The 15,625-nt window shown below is 62.4% G+C and carries 13 protein-coding genes; 6 read left to right on the top strand and 7 right to left on the bottom strand.

The features are described 5' to 3' along the window. The first annotated feature begins 16 nt into the window (after positions 1-16). The 6 genes from ampC (at position 17) to NCT04_RS26390 (ending at position 7,022) form a co-directional block, all read left to right on the top strand. Positions 17-1,192: a class C beta-lactamase gene (gene ampC, locus NCT04_RS26415; RefSeq protein ID WP_284503438.1), complete on the top strand. Its 1,176-nt coding sequence runs from the start codon at positions 17-19 to the stop codon at positions 1,190-1,192. A 476-nt stretch (positions 1,193-1,668) separates the two neighbouring features. Continuing rightward, positions 1,669-2,754 carry a linear amide C-N hydrolase gene (locus NCT04_RS26410; protein WP_250468406.1) on the top strand — a complete coding sequence of 362 codons (1,086 nt, stop codon included), beginning with the start codon at positions 1,669-1,671 and terminating at the stop codon, positions 2,752-2,754. Between the two features lie 82 nt (positions 2,755-2,836). Next, positions 2,837-3,541 (top strand): DUF3348 domain-containing protein, encoded by a 705-nt coding sequence (locus NCT04_RS26405; RefSeq protein WP_250469487.1) that lies wholly within the window; start codon positions 2,837-2,839, stop codon positions 3,539-3,541. Positions 3,542-3,550: 9 nt separating this feature from the next. After that, positions 3,551-5,830: a DUF802 domain-containing protein gene (locus NCT04_RS26400; RefSeq protein WP_250468405.1), complete on the top strand. Its 2,280-nt coding sequence runs from the start codon at positions 3,551-3,553 to the stop codon at positions 5,828-5,830. Next, positions 5,827-6,468 (top strand): OmpA family protein, encoded by a 642-nt coding sequence (locus NCT04_RS26395; RefSeq protein WP_244830162.1) that lies wholly within the window; start codon positions 5,827-5,829, stop codon positions 6,466-6,468. The genes NCT04_RS26400 and NCT04_RS26395 overlap by 4 nt, the downstream gene beginning before the upstream one ends. After that, positions 6,465-7,022: a DUF2894 domain-containing protein gene (locus NCT04_RS26390; protein WP_250468404.1), complete on the top strand. Its 558-nt coding sequence runs from the start codon at positions 6,465-6,467 to the stop codon at positions 7,020-7,022. The genes NCT04_RS26395 and NCT04_RS26390 overlap by 4 nt, the downstream gene beginning before the upstream one ends. A gap of 25 nt (positions 7,023-7,047) precedes the next feature. Here NCT04_RS26390 and NCT04_RS26385 read toward each other — a convergent pair whose 3' ends face one another. From NCT04_RS26385 to NCT04_RS26355, 7 genes are all read right to left on the bottom strand, one after another. Then, entirely contained in the window at positions 7,048-8,049 is a 1,002-nt protein-coding gene (locus tag NCT04_RS26385) for a transketolase family protein (RefSeq protein WP_250468403.1), read from the bottom strand. Beyond that, positions 8,046-8,888 (bottom strand): transketolase, encoded by an 843-nt coding sequence (locus NCT04_RS26380; protein ID WP_244830165.1) that lies wholly within the window; start codon positions 8,886-8,888, stop codon positions 8,046-8,048. Before NCT04_RS26380 ends, NCT04_RS26385 begins: the two co-directional genes overlap by 4 nt. A 24-nt stretch (positions 8,889-8,912) precedes the next feature. After that, a complete protein-coding gene (locus NCT04_RS26375) occupies positions 8,913-10,241 on the bottom strand; it encodes an MFS transporter (protein ID WP_244830166.1) in 1,329 nt (442 codons plus the stop codon). Positions 10,242-10,329: 88 nt separating this feature from the next. After that, a complete protein-coding gene (locus NCT04_RS26370; protein WP_250468402.1) occupies positions 10,330-11,079 on the bottom strand; it encodes an SDR family NAD(P)-dependent oxidoreductase in 750 nt (249 codons plus the stop codon). Between the two features lie 135 nt (positions 11,080-11,214). After that, the gene (locus tag NCT04_RS26365) at positions 11,215-12,111 is read right to left on the bottom strand and encodes a LysR substrate-binding domain-containing protein (protein ID WP_244830168.1); all 897 of its coding nucleotides are present in this window, start codon (positions 12,109-12,111) and stop codon (positions 11,215-11,217) included. A gap of 149 nt (positions 12,112-12,260) precedes the next feature. After that, positions 12,261-12,848, bottom strand: a complete 588-nt coding sequence (locus NCT04_RS26360) for a peroxidase-related enzyme (protein ID WP_250468401.1) — start codon at positions 12,846-12,848, stop codon at positions 12,261-12,263. Between the two features lie 19 nt (positions 12,849-12,867). Then, positions 12,868-15,477, bottom strand: coding sequence for a PAS domain-containing hybrid sensor histidine kinase/response regulator (locus tag NCT04_RS26355; RefSeq protein ID WP_250468400.1), 2,610 nt, complete (start codon positions 15,475-15,477; stop codon positions 12,868-12,870). Positions 15,478-15,625 lie beyond the last annotated feature (148 nt).

The following is a 15,625-nucleotide window of genomic DNA, read 5'->3' as shown; positions in this document are numbered from 1 at the left end:
AAAACGGAGACGTTGCATGATCAGGATCGGGACGTTGAGCCTTTTGGCAACGGCCATTTTTTCCATCGGCGCGAGCCAAGCGGCGAATGCGGCGGCGGCGAGCGACAAGGCCATCAGGCAGACGGTCGATCGCACCATCGAGCCCTTGATGGCGCGCAATGGCATTGCGGGCATGGCGGTGGGGATCGTACTCGATGGCAAGACGCATATCTATAACTATGGCGTGGCGTCGAAGGAAGGCGCGAGGCCCGTCACGCGCGATACCTTGTTCGAACTGGGATCGGTGAGCAAGACGTTCACGGCGACGCTCGCTTCCTATGCCGAAGTGACCGGCCATCTTTCTCTCGACGATCACGTGAGCCGCTTCGTGCCGTCGCTGCGCGGCAGCCGTTTCGGCGACGACGTGACGCTCGTCGAACTCGGCACGCACACGCCGGGCGGCTTGCCGCTGCAAGTCCCCGACGACATTCACGACAACGCGCAACTGATCAAGTATTTCGAGGCGTGGAAACCTTCGTGCGAGCCGGGCACGTGCCGCACGTATGCGAATCCGGGTATCGGCATGCTGGGGTTCATCGCGGCGAAGAGCATGAATGCCGATTTCGATCAGCTCATGCAGCAGCGCATTTTTCCGGCGCTGGGATTGAAGAACACGTTCATCGACGTGCCGCCTTCGCGCAAGCACGATTACGCGCAAGGTTATGCGAAGGACGGCGCGCCCATTCGCATGGCGCCGGGCGTGTTGTCGTCCGAGGCTTATGGCGTGAAGTCGACTGCTGGCGACATGACGCGCTTCTTGCTGGCCAACATGAACGAAGCAGGACGTATCGATGCAAAGCTGCAACGCGCGATCGTCGCCACGCATACGGGCTACTTTCAAACCGGGCCGATGACGCAGGATTTGATCTGGGAGCAGTATCCGTATCCGGTCGAACTGCAGGCGTTGCTCGACGGCAATTCATCTTCGATGGCGCTGGAAGCGCATCCCGCCACGCGCCTCGACCCGCCGATGAAACCGCGTCAGGACGTGTGGATCAACAAGACGGGTTCGACCAACGGCTTTGGTGCTTATCTGGCATTCGTGCCGGAAGAGGACGTGGGCATCGTGTTTCTGGCGAACAAGAACTTCCCTATTCCGGAACGCGTCGCGGCGGCGCATGCGATCGTCAAGGCGCTGGATACCGTGAAGTAGGTTACAGATGCGCTGCATCGCGAGAAGCGCATCGACGTCCATAAAGGCGCGTGGGTTGAGCCGATACCCACGCGCTCAGAACATCACCGTCACGATTACCGTATCGCTATGACTGCCTGGCGGCCGGGTCGGTTGCGAAGTCGATATTCGACGCCGCAATTATTTCTTCGAACATGCGTGTGATTGAAAGCGGGCCTGTTACTCTGCCGCTCCTGCTCACTTGACGACGTGCGGGAAAAAATCCTGAAGCTATTGATTCATTGTATTTGTTTAGGTAATTTTCACCGGTTGGTTAAGCTGGCTCACCTTTGGCGCCGATGTTCGGCGTGCTTGGCATTTCGTCTTTACAAACGCTGGGAATTCCCCTATTTCTGAAGACGGCGCGGCGTCACCTCTAGAAACGCGCCGCCGTTCATCGCGCGAAAGGGTTTCGCCGTCCTCATTCAGAATTCGAAACGATAAACGGAACTGTTGCCATGACCCGAGGATTCACCCGGAAGCTCGTCTGTCTCTTTGCACTTGCTTGGTTGTCCACCTCGCTTGCTCTCGCCTGTACGCGCGCGCTGTACGTCGGCGACAAACTCACCATCACGGGCCGCACGATGGACTGGTCCGAAGACATGCGGTCCAACCTTTGGGTGATGCCTGCCGGCATCGAGCGCGATGGCAACGCCGGCGAGCGTTCCACCAAATGGAAAGCGAAGTACGGGAGCGTGGTGGTATCGGGCTACGACATCGGCACCGTGGATGGCATGAACGAACGCGGACTCGTCGCGAATGCGCTTTATCTCGCCGAGAGCGACTACGGCAAACCCGACCCGAAACGCGATCCGCTCTCCATCAGCCTGTGGGCCCAGTACGCGCTCGACAATTTCGCGACGGTCGCGCAAGCGGTCTATGTGCTGAGCCGCGAGCCGTTTCAGATCATCGCGCCGCCTTTGCCGGACGGCAAGCCTCTCACCATCCATCTGGCGCTCTCGGACGCGCGCGGCGACTCCGCGATCTTCGAGTACATCAAGGGCAAACTGATCATCCATCAAAGCAAGCAGTACAAGGTGGTGACGAATTCACCGGCGTATGAAGACCAACTCGCCATCGACGCATACTGGAAAGGCGTCAGCGGCACGGCGTTCCTGCCGGGCACGAACCGCGCGGCGGACCGCTTCGTGCGCGCGTCGTTCCTCATGAATTCGATCCCCAAGCAGGCCGACCCGAACTACATGGCGGGCGTGCCGCAGAAGTCGTATCCGTTCCAGGCGGCGGCAAGCGTGATGAGCGTGATGCGTTCGGTGAGCGTGCCGCTCGGCATTCGCTCCGACAACATGCCGAATCTCTCGTCGACGATCTGGCGCACGGTGTCCGACCAGACCAACCTCGTCTATTACTTCGATTCGGCCACGCGCCCGGACACGTTCTGGGTGTCTCTGAGCAAGGTCGATCTGCGCCCGGGCGCGCCGGTGAGGAAGCTGACCATCGACGCGGGCCAAGTGTTCTCGGGCGAGACGGCGGATAGATTCGTGACGACGCCGTCGTTCACCTTCCTGCCCGCGAAAGCGCAGTGACGCCCGTGCGGCGTCCCTCCATCTCAAAATCGAGGCCGGCGCTGCGTCAGCGGTTAAAATAGTCAGCTTTTGCCCTGGTCATATCGTGCAAGCCCAGACGCGCACGGCGCTCAGCGGCCCGGCGCTCGTGCGTCTGCTGGCACGCATCGCCAACCTCGATGTTCACGAACCCGCCGCATCGCTTTCGGACCGCCTGAGCCAATGGCTCGGCTGGACCGATGCGATCGCGCTTTCGACCGCGCTCGCCGATGCGCCGCCGGCGCCTCTCGTGACGATGCACTCAGGTGCGCACGCGCTGGAAGAAGCCTGCATGCGCATGCGCGCGTCGCTGGTGAATGCCGTCGCGGGCGGCGAGAAGCCTGCAGCCGGACGGCATCGCGCACGCGTGCCGACGCCACCTCCGGACGATCTTTCGCTCGACTTTGCGGCGTTCCGCCAGCGCTATGTGTCCTTGCAGCAGACCATGGAAACCGACATCGGCCTGTTGCGCGGCCGCTTGCGCGCGGCGCTTGCGGCGCAATCGCCCGATCTGGCGCGGCTCGCCGCCGTCGATGCCGTCATGGAACAGGCGTTGAGCGCACGCGAACGCAGCCTGCTCGCGCAAGTGCCCGTGTTGCTCGGCAAGTTTTTCGAGCGCATGAAGCGCGCAGCCGCGGACCAAGCCGCGCCCGTGTCGAATGCCTGGCTCGAGGCCTTTCGCGACGACATGCGCCACGTCTCGCTCGCCGAACTCGAAATCCGTTTTCAACCGGTCGAAGGGCTGCTTGCCGCCCTTCGAACCCGCTAAAGCCACGCCATGCCTCGCTATATCCTGAATGTCGCCGTCTTTCTCGCTGGTCTTGCCGCCGTTTGCGGAATCGCCATTGGCTATGTCGGCTCGAATGCGCTCGCGTTTTGCGTCACGCTCCTGATCGGCGCGTGCTACCTCGCGGGCGCGGCCGAACTGCAGCGCTATCAGCAAACCACCTATGCATTCGCGCATGCGCTGCGGCAACTCGCCGTCACGCCGAAGAGCCTTGCCGTCTGGCTCGAAAGCCTGCCCGTGGGTCTGCGCAATGCGGTGCGCTTGCGGGTCGAAGGCGAGCGCGCCGCGTTGCCGGCGCCTGTGCTTGCGCCATATCTCGTCGGGTTGCTCGTGTTGCTCGGCATGCTCGGCACGCTGCTCGGCATGGTCGTGACGCTGCGCGGCACCGGCGCGGCGCTGGAAAGCGCGACCGATCTTTCGGCGATCCGCTCGTCGCTCGCGGCGCCGGTCACGGGCCTGAGTTTCGCGTTCGGCACATCGATCGCGGGTGTCGCGACATCGGCCATGCTTGGCCTGCTTTCAGCGCTGTGCCGCCGCGAACGGCTCGACGCCGTGCAGACGCTCGACCTCAAGATTGCGACGACACTGCGCGTATTTACAGAGACGCATCGGCGCGAGGAAGGCCTGAAGCTGATGCAACGGCAGGCCGAACTCATGCCGAAGCTGGTCGATCGCCTGCAAGCGATGATGCACGCCATTGAACAGCAGAGCATCGCGGCAAACGAGCGGCAACTGACCAATCAGGATGCGTTTCATGCCAAAACCGAGACTTCGTATCGGCGGCTGGCGGCATCGGTGGAACAGTCGTTGAAGCAGAGCGTCGCCGACAGCGCGCGCGCTGCGAGCAGCGCGCTGCAACCGATCATGCAATCCGCCATGGACGGCATCGCGGGCGAGACGGAAGCCTTGCACGGCAAGATCGAACAGGCCGTGGCGCGGCAGCTGGATGGCTTGTCGAGCGGCTTCGAGGCTTCGTCGGCGAAAATCGCGGGCATCTGGCAAGACTCGCTCGATAAACATCGGCAGTCGAACGAAGCGCTCGTCACGCGCATGGGCACGTCGCTCGACAGCTTTGCGCAAGGCTTCGAAACGCGCTCGGCCGCGTTGCTCGAAGGCGTATCGGCGCACATGGAACGCATCACGAGCGGCTTCACGACTTCGGTGACGGAGATCGCGGAGCACTGGAACCAGTCGCTCGCCGGGCATCGAAAGTCGAACGAGGCGTTGATGACGGGAACGCGCGCCGCGCTCGATGGTCTTGCCGAAACGTTCGAGCAACGCGCGGCCGGTTTGATCGATGGCGTCGCCGCGCGGCTCGACCACACGTCATCCACGCTCGCCGAAACGTGGAGCGAAGCGCTCACGCAACAGACGCGCACCGGCGAGCATCTCGCCGCGCAACACGAGCAGGCGTTGCTTAACGCGACGGCGAGTTTCCAGGAACACGCCGCTTCGCTGCTGCTCGCCGTCGATCGATCGCACGCCGGTTTGCGCGACGAGATCGCATCGAACAGCGAAGCGCGCCTGAACGCCTGGACCGATGCGCTCGCCACGCTCGCCGCCAACCAGCGAGAACAATGGCAAGAGACGAGCGCGTTCGCCGCCGAGCGTCAACAGAACATCTGCGACACGCTCGCGCGCACCGCGAGCGAGATGGCCGCCGATGCCGAGAAGCGCGCAAGCGGCACCATCGCGAAGATCGAAGGACTGGTCGCGGCGGCATCGGAAGCGCCGAAGCTCGCCGCCGATGTGATTGCGCAGATGCGCGAGAAACTCAGCGAATCCATGGTCCACGACAACGCCATGCTGGACGAGCGCACGCGCTTGCTCGCCACGCTCGAAACCTTGCTCGATGCGGTGAATCACACGTCGAACGAACAGCGCGTGGCCGTCGATGCGCTCGTCGCTTCGTCATCGGACCTGCTCGCGCGCGTCGGCACGCAGTTCACCGACAAGGTCGAGGCAGAGACCATCAAACTCGAAGCGGTCGCGGCGCAAGTCACGAGCGGCGCGCTCGAAGTCGCGAGTCTCGGCGATGCGCTCGGCGGCGCCGTGCAGTCTTTCGGCGCATCGAACGAACTGCTCGTCGCGCATCTCAAGAGCATCGAGGCCACGCTCGACAAGTCGCTTGCGCGCAGCGACGAACAGCTTGCCTATTACGTGGCGCAGGCGCGTGAGGTGATCGATCTGAGTACGCTTTCGCAGAAGCAAATCGTCGAAGACCTGCAGCGTATCGCGGGGCAGCGCGCCGCCGGAGCGAAGGCCGCATGAACGAGGAGATCGATGGCGGCGTGGAGGCCGCCGCGCCCATCTGGGCCGCGTTTGCCGATCTCATGTCGGTACTGCTGGGCGCGTTCGTGCTGATCCTGGTCGGCGTCATTGGCGTGCAGTTGCAACTGTCGACGCGGCTGGAAAACGAAGTCAAGCAGCGGCAGATGGAAACGCAGCGCCGCAAGACGCTGGAGCAGGCGCTGGCTGGCCCGCTCGCGTCGGGGCGCGTGACGCTGGTGAACGGGCGCATCGGCATTAGCGGCAGCGTGTTGTTTGCGTTGAATTCCGATCAGTTGCAGCCGCAAGGGCGTGATGTGCTCAAGAGCCTTGCAGGACCGCTTTCCGCCTATCTCGGTTCGCACGAAGAGATTCTGATGGTGAGCGGTTTCGCCGACGATCAGCAGGTGCACGAAGGCAATCGCCGCTTCGCCGACAACTGGGAACTCTCGGCCAAACGCGCCTTGACGGTGACGCGCGCGCTGATCGACGCGGGTGTGCCATCGTCGTCCGTATTCGCGGCGGCGTTCGGCTCCGAGCAGCCGATCAGTTCCAATGCCGACGATCTGGGTCGCGCGAAGAATCGTCGAGTCGAGATTTCAGCGGTGCCGCGGCCGACCAACGGTGGAGTAAAGCGGTGACTGAGCGCTCGCAAGCACGCGCAATGCTCGATGAATGGCGCGTTCAGGGCGATGATCGCGTGAGTCCGCTGCGCTTCGCGTTCATCGATTCGCTCGAACGGAGAGCGAGCGCGCAGCGTGGCGAGGCGCGTCGTTTGCTCGATGCGCGCTTGCAGACCTTGCTCCATGACTACGCGCGAGAAGTCCAACTTGCCGCGCCTGTCGAGCCGTCACGAAAGGTTGAAAACACGCCGCTCGCCGTGCTGGTCGCCGACATGAATGCGCGCGTGGCGCATGCCTCACAGAGCGAATTGCTCGAATACTTTCGTGAAGTGTGGGCCCGACTCAGCGCCGAGCAGCGCCTGAACGAGTCTCTCGCGCGGGTGCCGAAAAACGCGGGTCCGCTCAATTCGAGCAGTCTGGTGCATCGTTCGCTTGCATTGATGCGCGAAGTTTCACCCGCTTATTTGCAGCACTTTCTTGCGTATCTGGACGGGCTTTCGTGGATGGAAGAAATGGCGGGCGATGCACCCGCCGTCAAGAAACCCATGCGGGGCAAGGCGGCTCGCGGTTGAGCCGCGCCCGCCCGCATTCGTGCCGTTAGCCCAACCATCCTTTGATGGTTTCGCTCATCACGCGGGTGGAAATGCCATAACGGTCATGCAAGGTCGGTAACGCGCCGGCATCCAGAAACGCATCGGGCAGGGCGATCTGCTTGAACGGCGGCGCGACGCCAGCGTTCAGCAACGCGGTAGCGACACCTTCGCCAAGCCCTCCGATCACCGTGTGATTCTCGGCCACGACCACGAGCCGTCCCGAACGCCGCGCTTCGCGCACGATGGTCTCAGTGTCGAGCGGCTTGATGGTCGGCACGTGCAGCACCGCGACATCCACGTTGTCGGCTTCGAGCGCCTTCGCGGTTTCCAGCGCGCGCATGGTCATGATCCCGGACGAGATCATCAGCACGTCGGCGCCATCGCGCAGAAGCTTCGCCTTGCCGAGTTCGAACTGATAGTCGTATTCGTCGAGCACGGCGGGCACGTTGCCGCGCAACAGGCGCGCATACACCGGCCCTTTGTGCGCGGCGATGGCGGGCACCATCTGCTCGATATCGAGCGCGTCGCACGGATCGATCACGGTCATGTTGGGCATGGCGCGCATCAACGCGAGGTCTTCGGCGGCCTGATGGCTCGGACCGTAGCCCGTGGTGAGCCCCGGCAATGCGCAGACGATCTTCACATCGAGATTGTCTTCGGCGATAGTCTGGTGGATGAAGTCATACGCGCGCCGCGTCGCGAATACGGCATAGGTCGTGACGAACGGCTGCGCGCCTTCATGCGCGAAGCCGGATGCCGCGCCCATCAGCAACTGCTCGGCCATGCCCATCTGGTAGAAGCGCTCGGGAAACTCCTTCGCGAAGATATGCAGGTCAGTGTACTTGCCGAGGTCGGCCGTCATGCCGATCACATTGCTCTTGGTGCGTGCAAGTTCCACCAGCGCGTGTCCGAAAGGCGCCGAGCGCGTGAGCTGTCCTTCGCTCGCGATGGACGCGATCATCGCCGATGTCTTCAGGCGCGGCTTTTGTGTCAGCGTGTCGCTCATGCTTGTCTCCCTTGTTCAAGTGCCTGCAGCGCCAGTTGCCATTCGTCGGCATCGACACGGATGAAGTGGTTCTTTTCGCGCTCTTCGAGAAACGGCACGCCGCAGCCCATGCGCGTATCGCACACGATGATGCGCGGCTTCGCTTCCTTCAAATTGCGCGCGTTATCGAACGCTTGTTTGACGGCGTCGATGTCGTTGCCAGTCACGCGCTGCACATACCAGCCGAACGCTTCGAGCTTCGGCACGAGCGGCTCGAACGCCATGATCTGCGTCGAAGGTCCGTCCGCCTGTTGATTGTTCACGTCGATCATGGCGATGAGGTTGTCGAGCTTCCAGTGCGATGCCGACATCAGCCCTTCCCAGATCGCGCCTTCGTCCAATTCGCCATCGGAAAAGAGCGTGTAGACAAAAGACTTCGATCCTTTACGCTTGAGACCGAGGCAACGGCCGACCGCGATCGTGAGCCCTTGTCCGAGCGAGCCGCCCGACATTTCCATGCCTGGCGTATAGCTCGCCATGCCGGACATGGGCAGACGGCTGTCGTCGCTGCCGTAGGTCTCGAGTTCCGCTTGCGGCAGGATGCCCGCTTCGAAGAGCGCAGCGTACAGCGCGATTGCATAGTGACCGTTGGACAAGAGGAAGCGGTCGCGCTCTTCCCATTCGGGATCTTCGGGGCGATAGTTCATCGCGCCGAAGTAAGCGACGGCCAGCACGTCGGCGATATCGAGCGCCTGGCCGATATACCCTTGACCTTGCACTTCGCCCATCAACAACGCATTGCGGCGGATACGGTAGGCACGCTCGGCGAGCGTGACCTCTTCGATGACTGCACTACTCATGATGTTTGTCTCCTTGAAAAATCTTTAGCGGTTCACGGTCTTGGCGGGCACGAGAAAGACCAGCGCCGCGCCCACGACGATTGCAATCGAGATGAAGATGAGACCGGCCGTCGATTTGCCCGTGAAGTCATTCAGCCATCCGACGATGGCCGGAGAAAAGAAGCCCGCGAGATTGGCGAAGCAGTTGACCGCGGCAATGCCCGCCGCCGCCGACATGCCGCCCAGCACGGCCGTTGGCAACGACCAGAATTGCGCCGATGAACTCAGGATGCCTGCCGCCGCCACGCTCACACAGATGATCGACGCGCTCACGCTGCCAAGCGTCGGCAAGGTGGCGAACGCCGCTGCGGCGATGAGCATGGGAATGGCCAGATGCAGGCGCCGCTCGCGGCGTTTGTCGGCGCTCGAACCGATGAGCGGCAGCGCGATGATGGCGCACAGATACGGAATCGCGGTGAAGATGCCGACCCACAGCGGGTCCGCCACGCCGGCACGTCGCACGATGGTCGGCAGCCAGAACGTGAGCCCATATTGTCCAAGGACGACGCAGAAGTAGATCGATGCCATCAGCCACAAGCGACGGTCGCCAATGAACGCGCGAATCGATACGTGCTGCACGGTCTGCGCGTTGTCCTTTTCGACGTTGCGAGCGAGCAGGGCTTTCTCCGCATCCGTGAGCCACTTGGCTTGCGCAATGCTGTTGTCGAGATAGAAAAGGATCGCGACGCCGAGAAAGAGCGAAGGCAACGCTTCGAGCATGAAGAGCCACTTCCATCCGGCAAGTCCGTGCGCACCGGCAAGCGCATGCATGATCCAGCCGGAGAGCGGACCGCCGACCATGCCCGCGAGCGGAATCGCCATGAAGAACAGCGACAATGCCTTGGCGCGCCGCGCAGCGGGAAACCAGTACGTGAGATAGAGAATCACGCCTGGCGCGAAGCCCGCCTCGGCGACACCGAGCAGAAAGCGCAGGACATAGAACATCGTCGGCGACTTGACGAACACGAAGCTCGCCGAGATCACCGCCCACGTGAGCATAATGCGCGCAAGCCAGTTGCGCGCGCCGACTCGATGAAGAACGAGATTGCTCGGTACCTCGAAGAGGAAGTAACCAAGGAAGAAGATGCCTGCGCCCACGCCGTAGATGGTTTCGCTGAAGCGCAGGTCATTGAGCATCTGCAATTTGGCGAAGCCGACGTTGACGCGATCCAGATACGCGCCGAGATAGCACAGCATCAGAAAGGGGATGAGTCGCCGTCCGACCTTGGCGTAAGTCTGCGCTTCGAAGCTCGTGGAATCGGCAGGCGAAGCAAATTCGGCCGTGGCGGCCGGCGCGGAATATTTCGGTTTCATGCTTGTCTCCAATGGACCGGAAAAGCGCCTGCGCGTTGATCCGGTCACGTGCCCCGGTTGGTCCGGGTGCGTATCTGAGGTCGAATGCTTAGTGAATCAGCATGCCGCCGTTCACGTCGAGTGTGACTCCGGTAAGGTAGGAAGAGAGGCCGCTCGTGAGAAAGAGGCAGGCGTTGGCGATATCGGCGGCGTCGCCCAGACGTCCGAGCGGAATGCCCTTGATGATGTCCGTGCGCATTTCAGGCGTGAGCTTGTCGCCCGTGATGTCGGTCTGGATCAGGCCCGGCGTGATGGAGTTCACGCGGATGTGGTCGGGGCCGAGTTCACGCGCCATCGCGCGGGCAAGACCGAGCACGCCCGCTTTGGCCGCGCTGTAATGCGGGCCGCCGAAGATGCCGCCGCCGCGTTGCGCGGAGACCGAAGACATGCAGACGATCGAGCCTTGCTGCTGCTTCTTCATCTGCGGAATCACGGCTTGCGACATATGGAGCGTGCCGCGCAGATTCACGCCGATGACCGCATCGAAATTGTCCGCGCTGATTTCCAGCGTCTTGATCGGTTGCGTGATGCCCGCGTTGTTGATGAGCGCATCGATACGCCCGTATTTCTCGATGGCCGCGTTGGCGGCATCGACGCAGGCGGCTTTGTCGGTGACGTCGCAGGCAAGACCGAGATGACCGTCGCCGAGATCGCTCGCGGCGCTTTCGGCATCGGCCTGACGCAGATCGAGAATGACGATGCGCGCGCCTTCTGCCGCAAGCGCCCTGGCCGTTGCCTTGCCGATCCCGCGCGCCGAAGCCGCGCCCGTGACGATCACTACCTGGTTGTCAAGCAGCATGTTTGTCTCCGTTGGTTGTCTGGTGTGGATGCAGTGTCTTCGCGTTCCACATGACGATCAACGGAGTTTGTCTCAGCTATTGCTGAGAAATTTTCAGGTGTTCGCGGCGCCTTTCACTACGGGCCTCGAGGGCTGTCACCGTCTCTCACGGCCTCGTTCAATCTCCTGGTCCATCCACGCGAGAAACTTCGCGACGCGCGGCAGGTCCGCGTTCTGACTGGGGTATACCAGATGATGCGCGCCGACTTCGACGGCATACTCGCGCCCGAATACCGGCACGAGTGAACCGCGTTCGAGATGCACGGAGGCGAGCATGGTGCTTTCGAGCGCGATGCCATGACCGAGCGCGGCGGCTTCGAGCGACATGTAGGAGCGATCGAAAGAGAAGTCGAATGCCTTGCGCCGCGTTGCCACGCCGAACTTGCCGAACCACTGCTGCCATTGCACGAGCGGCGACTCGGAGAAGATCAGCCTGTGTTCGATCAGATCGTCGGGCGATGCGACCGGATAGCGTTCCAGATACGCGGGAGATGCAAGCGGCGCAATGGTTTCGTGACGCAGGGTTCTGACTTCGATATCGGTCCAGTGCCCGTAGCCGTGACGGACATCGACATCGTAAAAACCCGAGGTAAAGGACACGTTTTCATAGGAGCACGCGAGGTTCATCTGGATATCGCCATTCGCCTCCTGGAACGCGGCGAGGCGCGGCAAGAGCCACATGAGGCCGAAGCTCGGACTCGAATGAATGCGTAGTATCTCGACCGATGTTTCGCTCGATGCCCGCTCGGTTGCGCGGTTGAGTTCGGCGAGCGCGCCGGTGACATCGGCGAGATATTGCGTGCCGGTGGGCGTGAGAACGAGGCCGCGTCCGAGCCGCGTGAAAAGCGCGCGGCCCACGATGCTCTCTAGATTCGCGAGCTGATGACTGACCGCGGAGGGCGTGAGGCCGAGTTCATCGGCGGCGCGGTTGACGCTCTTGGTGCGGGCGACGCTTTCGAACGCGATGATCGACTTCAGGGGAGGAAGGCGCATGGATGCGAGCGTGGAGTTGTCGAGGAGCGGGGCGGTGAAGTTTAGCTCGATTCGTGGGGCATACGCAGTGCAATGGACTCGCAAAGCACAGCCATTTCAGCGCCGCGGGAAGACTTGCGAAACGAATGCTTCCTTCTCTCGACAGGCCGCTAACCGCGCTCCCTACCCACCCGTCCCATCAGATAAAACTCCTCGTTCGGCCGCATGGAGATCACGTTCGCCATGCGGTTCGACAACCCGAAAAACGCCGTGATCGCCGCGATATCCCACGCGTCTTCATCGCTGAAACCGTGTTCGCGCAGCGTGGCAAAGTCTCTATCGTCCACCGTGCCTGAAGCCTGGCAGACCTTCAACGCGAAATCGAGCATGGCCTTTTGACGCGGCGTGATGTCCGCCTTGCGATGATTCACCGCGACCTGATCCGCCACCAGCGCATTCTTCTCGTAGATGCGCAGAATCGCGCCATGCGCGACCACGCAGTAAAGGCAATCGTTCACCGCGCTCGTCGCCACCACGATCATCTCGCGCTCGCCCTTGGTCAGCCCGCCGTCCTTCAGCATCAGCGCATCGTGATACGCGAAGAACGCACGAAACTCGTCGGGCCTGTGCGCAAGCGTCAGGAACACATTCGGCACGAAGCCGGCCTTCTCCTGCACTTCGAGAATGCGCGCACGGATATCGTCCGGCCACGCTTGCGGATCGGGAACGGGGTAGCGGCTGATGGGACGCGTGGTCATCGTTTCTCCGGTCATGGCTTCATCGCGCGACGGTCAGCGACGAAAGCAGCTTCAATAAACTATCCACGTTGACGGGCTTCACGAAGTGATAGTCGAAACCCGCCGACTGCGCGCGCAAGCGATCCTCCGCTTGCCCGTAGCCGGTAATCGCGATCAGCATGGGCGCACGTTCGCCCTTGCGCCGCAAGCGCCGCGCCAGTTCGTACCCGTCGATATCCGGCAAGCCGATGTCGAGCAGCGCGACATCCGGATGAAACGGCGGCGCGGCATCGAGCGCTTCGGCCGACGAGTACGCCACGCGTGCCTTGTGTCCTTCCGATTCGCACAGCATGGCGAGCGAATCGGCGGCATCGCGATTGTCATCGACCACGAGTATGCGCAACGAAGCATTCGCTTTCGGCGCTTCGGTATCCGACAACGCGCGCGCGGAATGCCGCTCATGATGATGAAGCCGCGGCAGCCGCACCGTAACCGTCGTGCCGAGTCCCGGTCCCGGACTTTGCACGGTGATGGTTCCCTTGTGCATCTCCACGAGCTTCTTCACGAGCGAAAGGCCGATGCCAAGCCCGCCATTCGAGCGGTCAAGCGTGCGCTCGCCCTGCGAGAACAGCTCGAAAACCTTGGGCAGAAGGTCCGCCGAAATGCCCGTGCCGCTATCCGCGATGACGATCGAAACCCACTGCGCATCCGCCTGAACACTCACCGAAATGCGCCCCTGCTCGGGCGTGTACTTGCTCGCGTTATTGAGCACGTTGACGAGGATTTGCGAGAGCCGCGTGACATCGCCGCAGACCCAGGTGGTGGCGTCGGGGACATCGACGGCAATATGCTGCGAGCGCGCCTCGACCATGCCGGCAATCGCCTCGACCGCGTGATACACCGCCGTGCCCACGAGTATCGGTTCCACTTGCAGCGCAATGCGCCCCTGCGTGATGCGCGACACTTCGAGCAGGTCATCGACGATACGCGTCATATGCTCCACTTGTCTGCGCATGAGGTCGATCATCTCGCGCGTTTGCGCCTCTACGTCGTGATCCTTCTGCACGAGGGCAATCGCCGTGCGCAGCGGCGCGAGCGGATTGCGTAATTCATGCGCGAGCATTGCGAGAAACTCGTCCTTGCGACGGCCGGCCTCGCGCAACATGAGTTCCATGTGCTTGCGTTCGGTGATGTCGATCACGCTGCCGATGATGCGCAACGGCACGCCGTCCTTGCTGCGCTGAAGCAGGGCGCTGCCCTGCATCCACTGTTCCCCGTGCATTGTCTGCACACGAAACTCGAACTGGCTGCCCGGATCTTCGCCTGATGCCACGCGCCGCACGTAATGGTCGAGCGTCGCGGCATCGTCGGGATGCACGCGGGCGAGCGCCGCGTCATACGTGATCGTGTCGTTCACCTGCCATTCGCCGCCGGTTTCGAAAAGGAGCGTCCAGGTTTCGAGTTCGAGCGAAACGATATGAATCTTGGCCGCCTGCATCGCCACCGTAAGACGCAGGCTGCGCGCTTCGATGGCGGCCTGCGCCTCGTATTGTGGCGTGACGTCGGTGGTCGTGCCGAACCATTCCTGCAGGGCGCCCTGATGATCGTAAAGCGGCGCGGCATGCGCCTGCACGATGCGGTAGGTGCCATCGCGTCTGAACATGCGGAACGTGAGCGTGAGCGCGTTGCCTTGTCGCACGGCGTCGAGCCACGTGCTGCGCGTGCGCTCGCGGTCGTCGGGATGCACGAAGTCGAGCCAGCCGAAGCCCATCAGACGATCGGGCGGCGCGCCCGTGAACTTCTCCCAGTCGCCGCCAGAGGGGCGAATAGCGCCGTTGGCATCGGCGGACCAGACGAGCGCATCCGTCGATTCGACGAGCGCCCGATATCGTCGCTCGGAACGGCTCAGACGCTCTTCGTCCGCGCGCTGTTCGCTTATATCGAAGCTCACGCCGTAGACGCGCGTCAGCACGCCATGCCGGTCGAACTCGGGATGCCCGCGCATGCGCAGCCAGCGATGCTCGGACTGATCGCCATCGAGCATGAAATCGAACTCGAACGGACCGCCGTCGCGCAGTGCTTCGGTGAGCATGCGCTGGAACGGCTCACGATATTCCGGCGCAACGCGATCCCACACTTCCGAGAGCATGACGGCCTCGGTGCCCGGCGGAAACGAATAGAGCGCAGCGAGTTGCGCGGTCATGCGCACCACGCGCGTTTTCATGTCCCATTCCCACGCGCCCATGCGCGCGCCCGCGAACGCAGCCTGCAAACGCCGTTCGCTTGCTTCGTACAAGGCCCATGCATGCCGCGATTCGTGGATGTCGATGGCCACGCCGACCGTATCGCCGAACTCGCCTTCGTCGTCGCGACGCGCCTGTAAGTGAAGCGTATGCCAACGGTAAGCGCCGTCCGCGCGCAAGAGACGCACATCGACATTGCGCAGCAGCGTGCCGTCGCGCATTTGACGGAGCGCATCGAGCACGGGCGGGATGTCGTCGGGATGAACGAAGGCGTCCCAGTGACGGCCTTCGAGTTCCGGCATGGCAATGCCGAGATACCGGCAAGCCCACGGATTGGCGTAGCGGATAGTGCCGTCTCGCGCCGCACGCCAGACGAAGGACGGCAGGAAATGAGCAGGATCGTGCATGGGCGTCTTTGCTTCGAATCACCGGCAAGACGCGTTGCCTGGTGCGATATATGGTTGTGAGCTAGGGGTCGTACCAATAGCTTAGGGATACCATACATCAAAGCGCGGCAACATCGGCGCTTCCGAGCAAGTTCAACACTTGGTAAAC

The sequence above is a fragment of the Caballeronia sp. GAFFF2 genome (genome assembly GCF_023631485.1).
Lineage (GTDB): Bacteria > Pseudomonadota > Gammaproteobacteria > Burkholderiales > Burkholderiaceae > Caballeronia.
The sequence above is the reverse complement of the archived record's forward strand: the minus strand, read 5'-3'. Positions and strand labels throughout refer to the sequence as shown.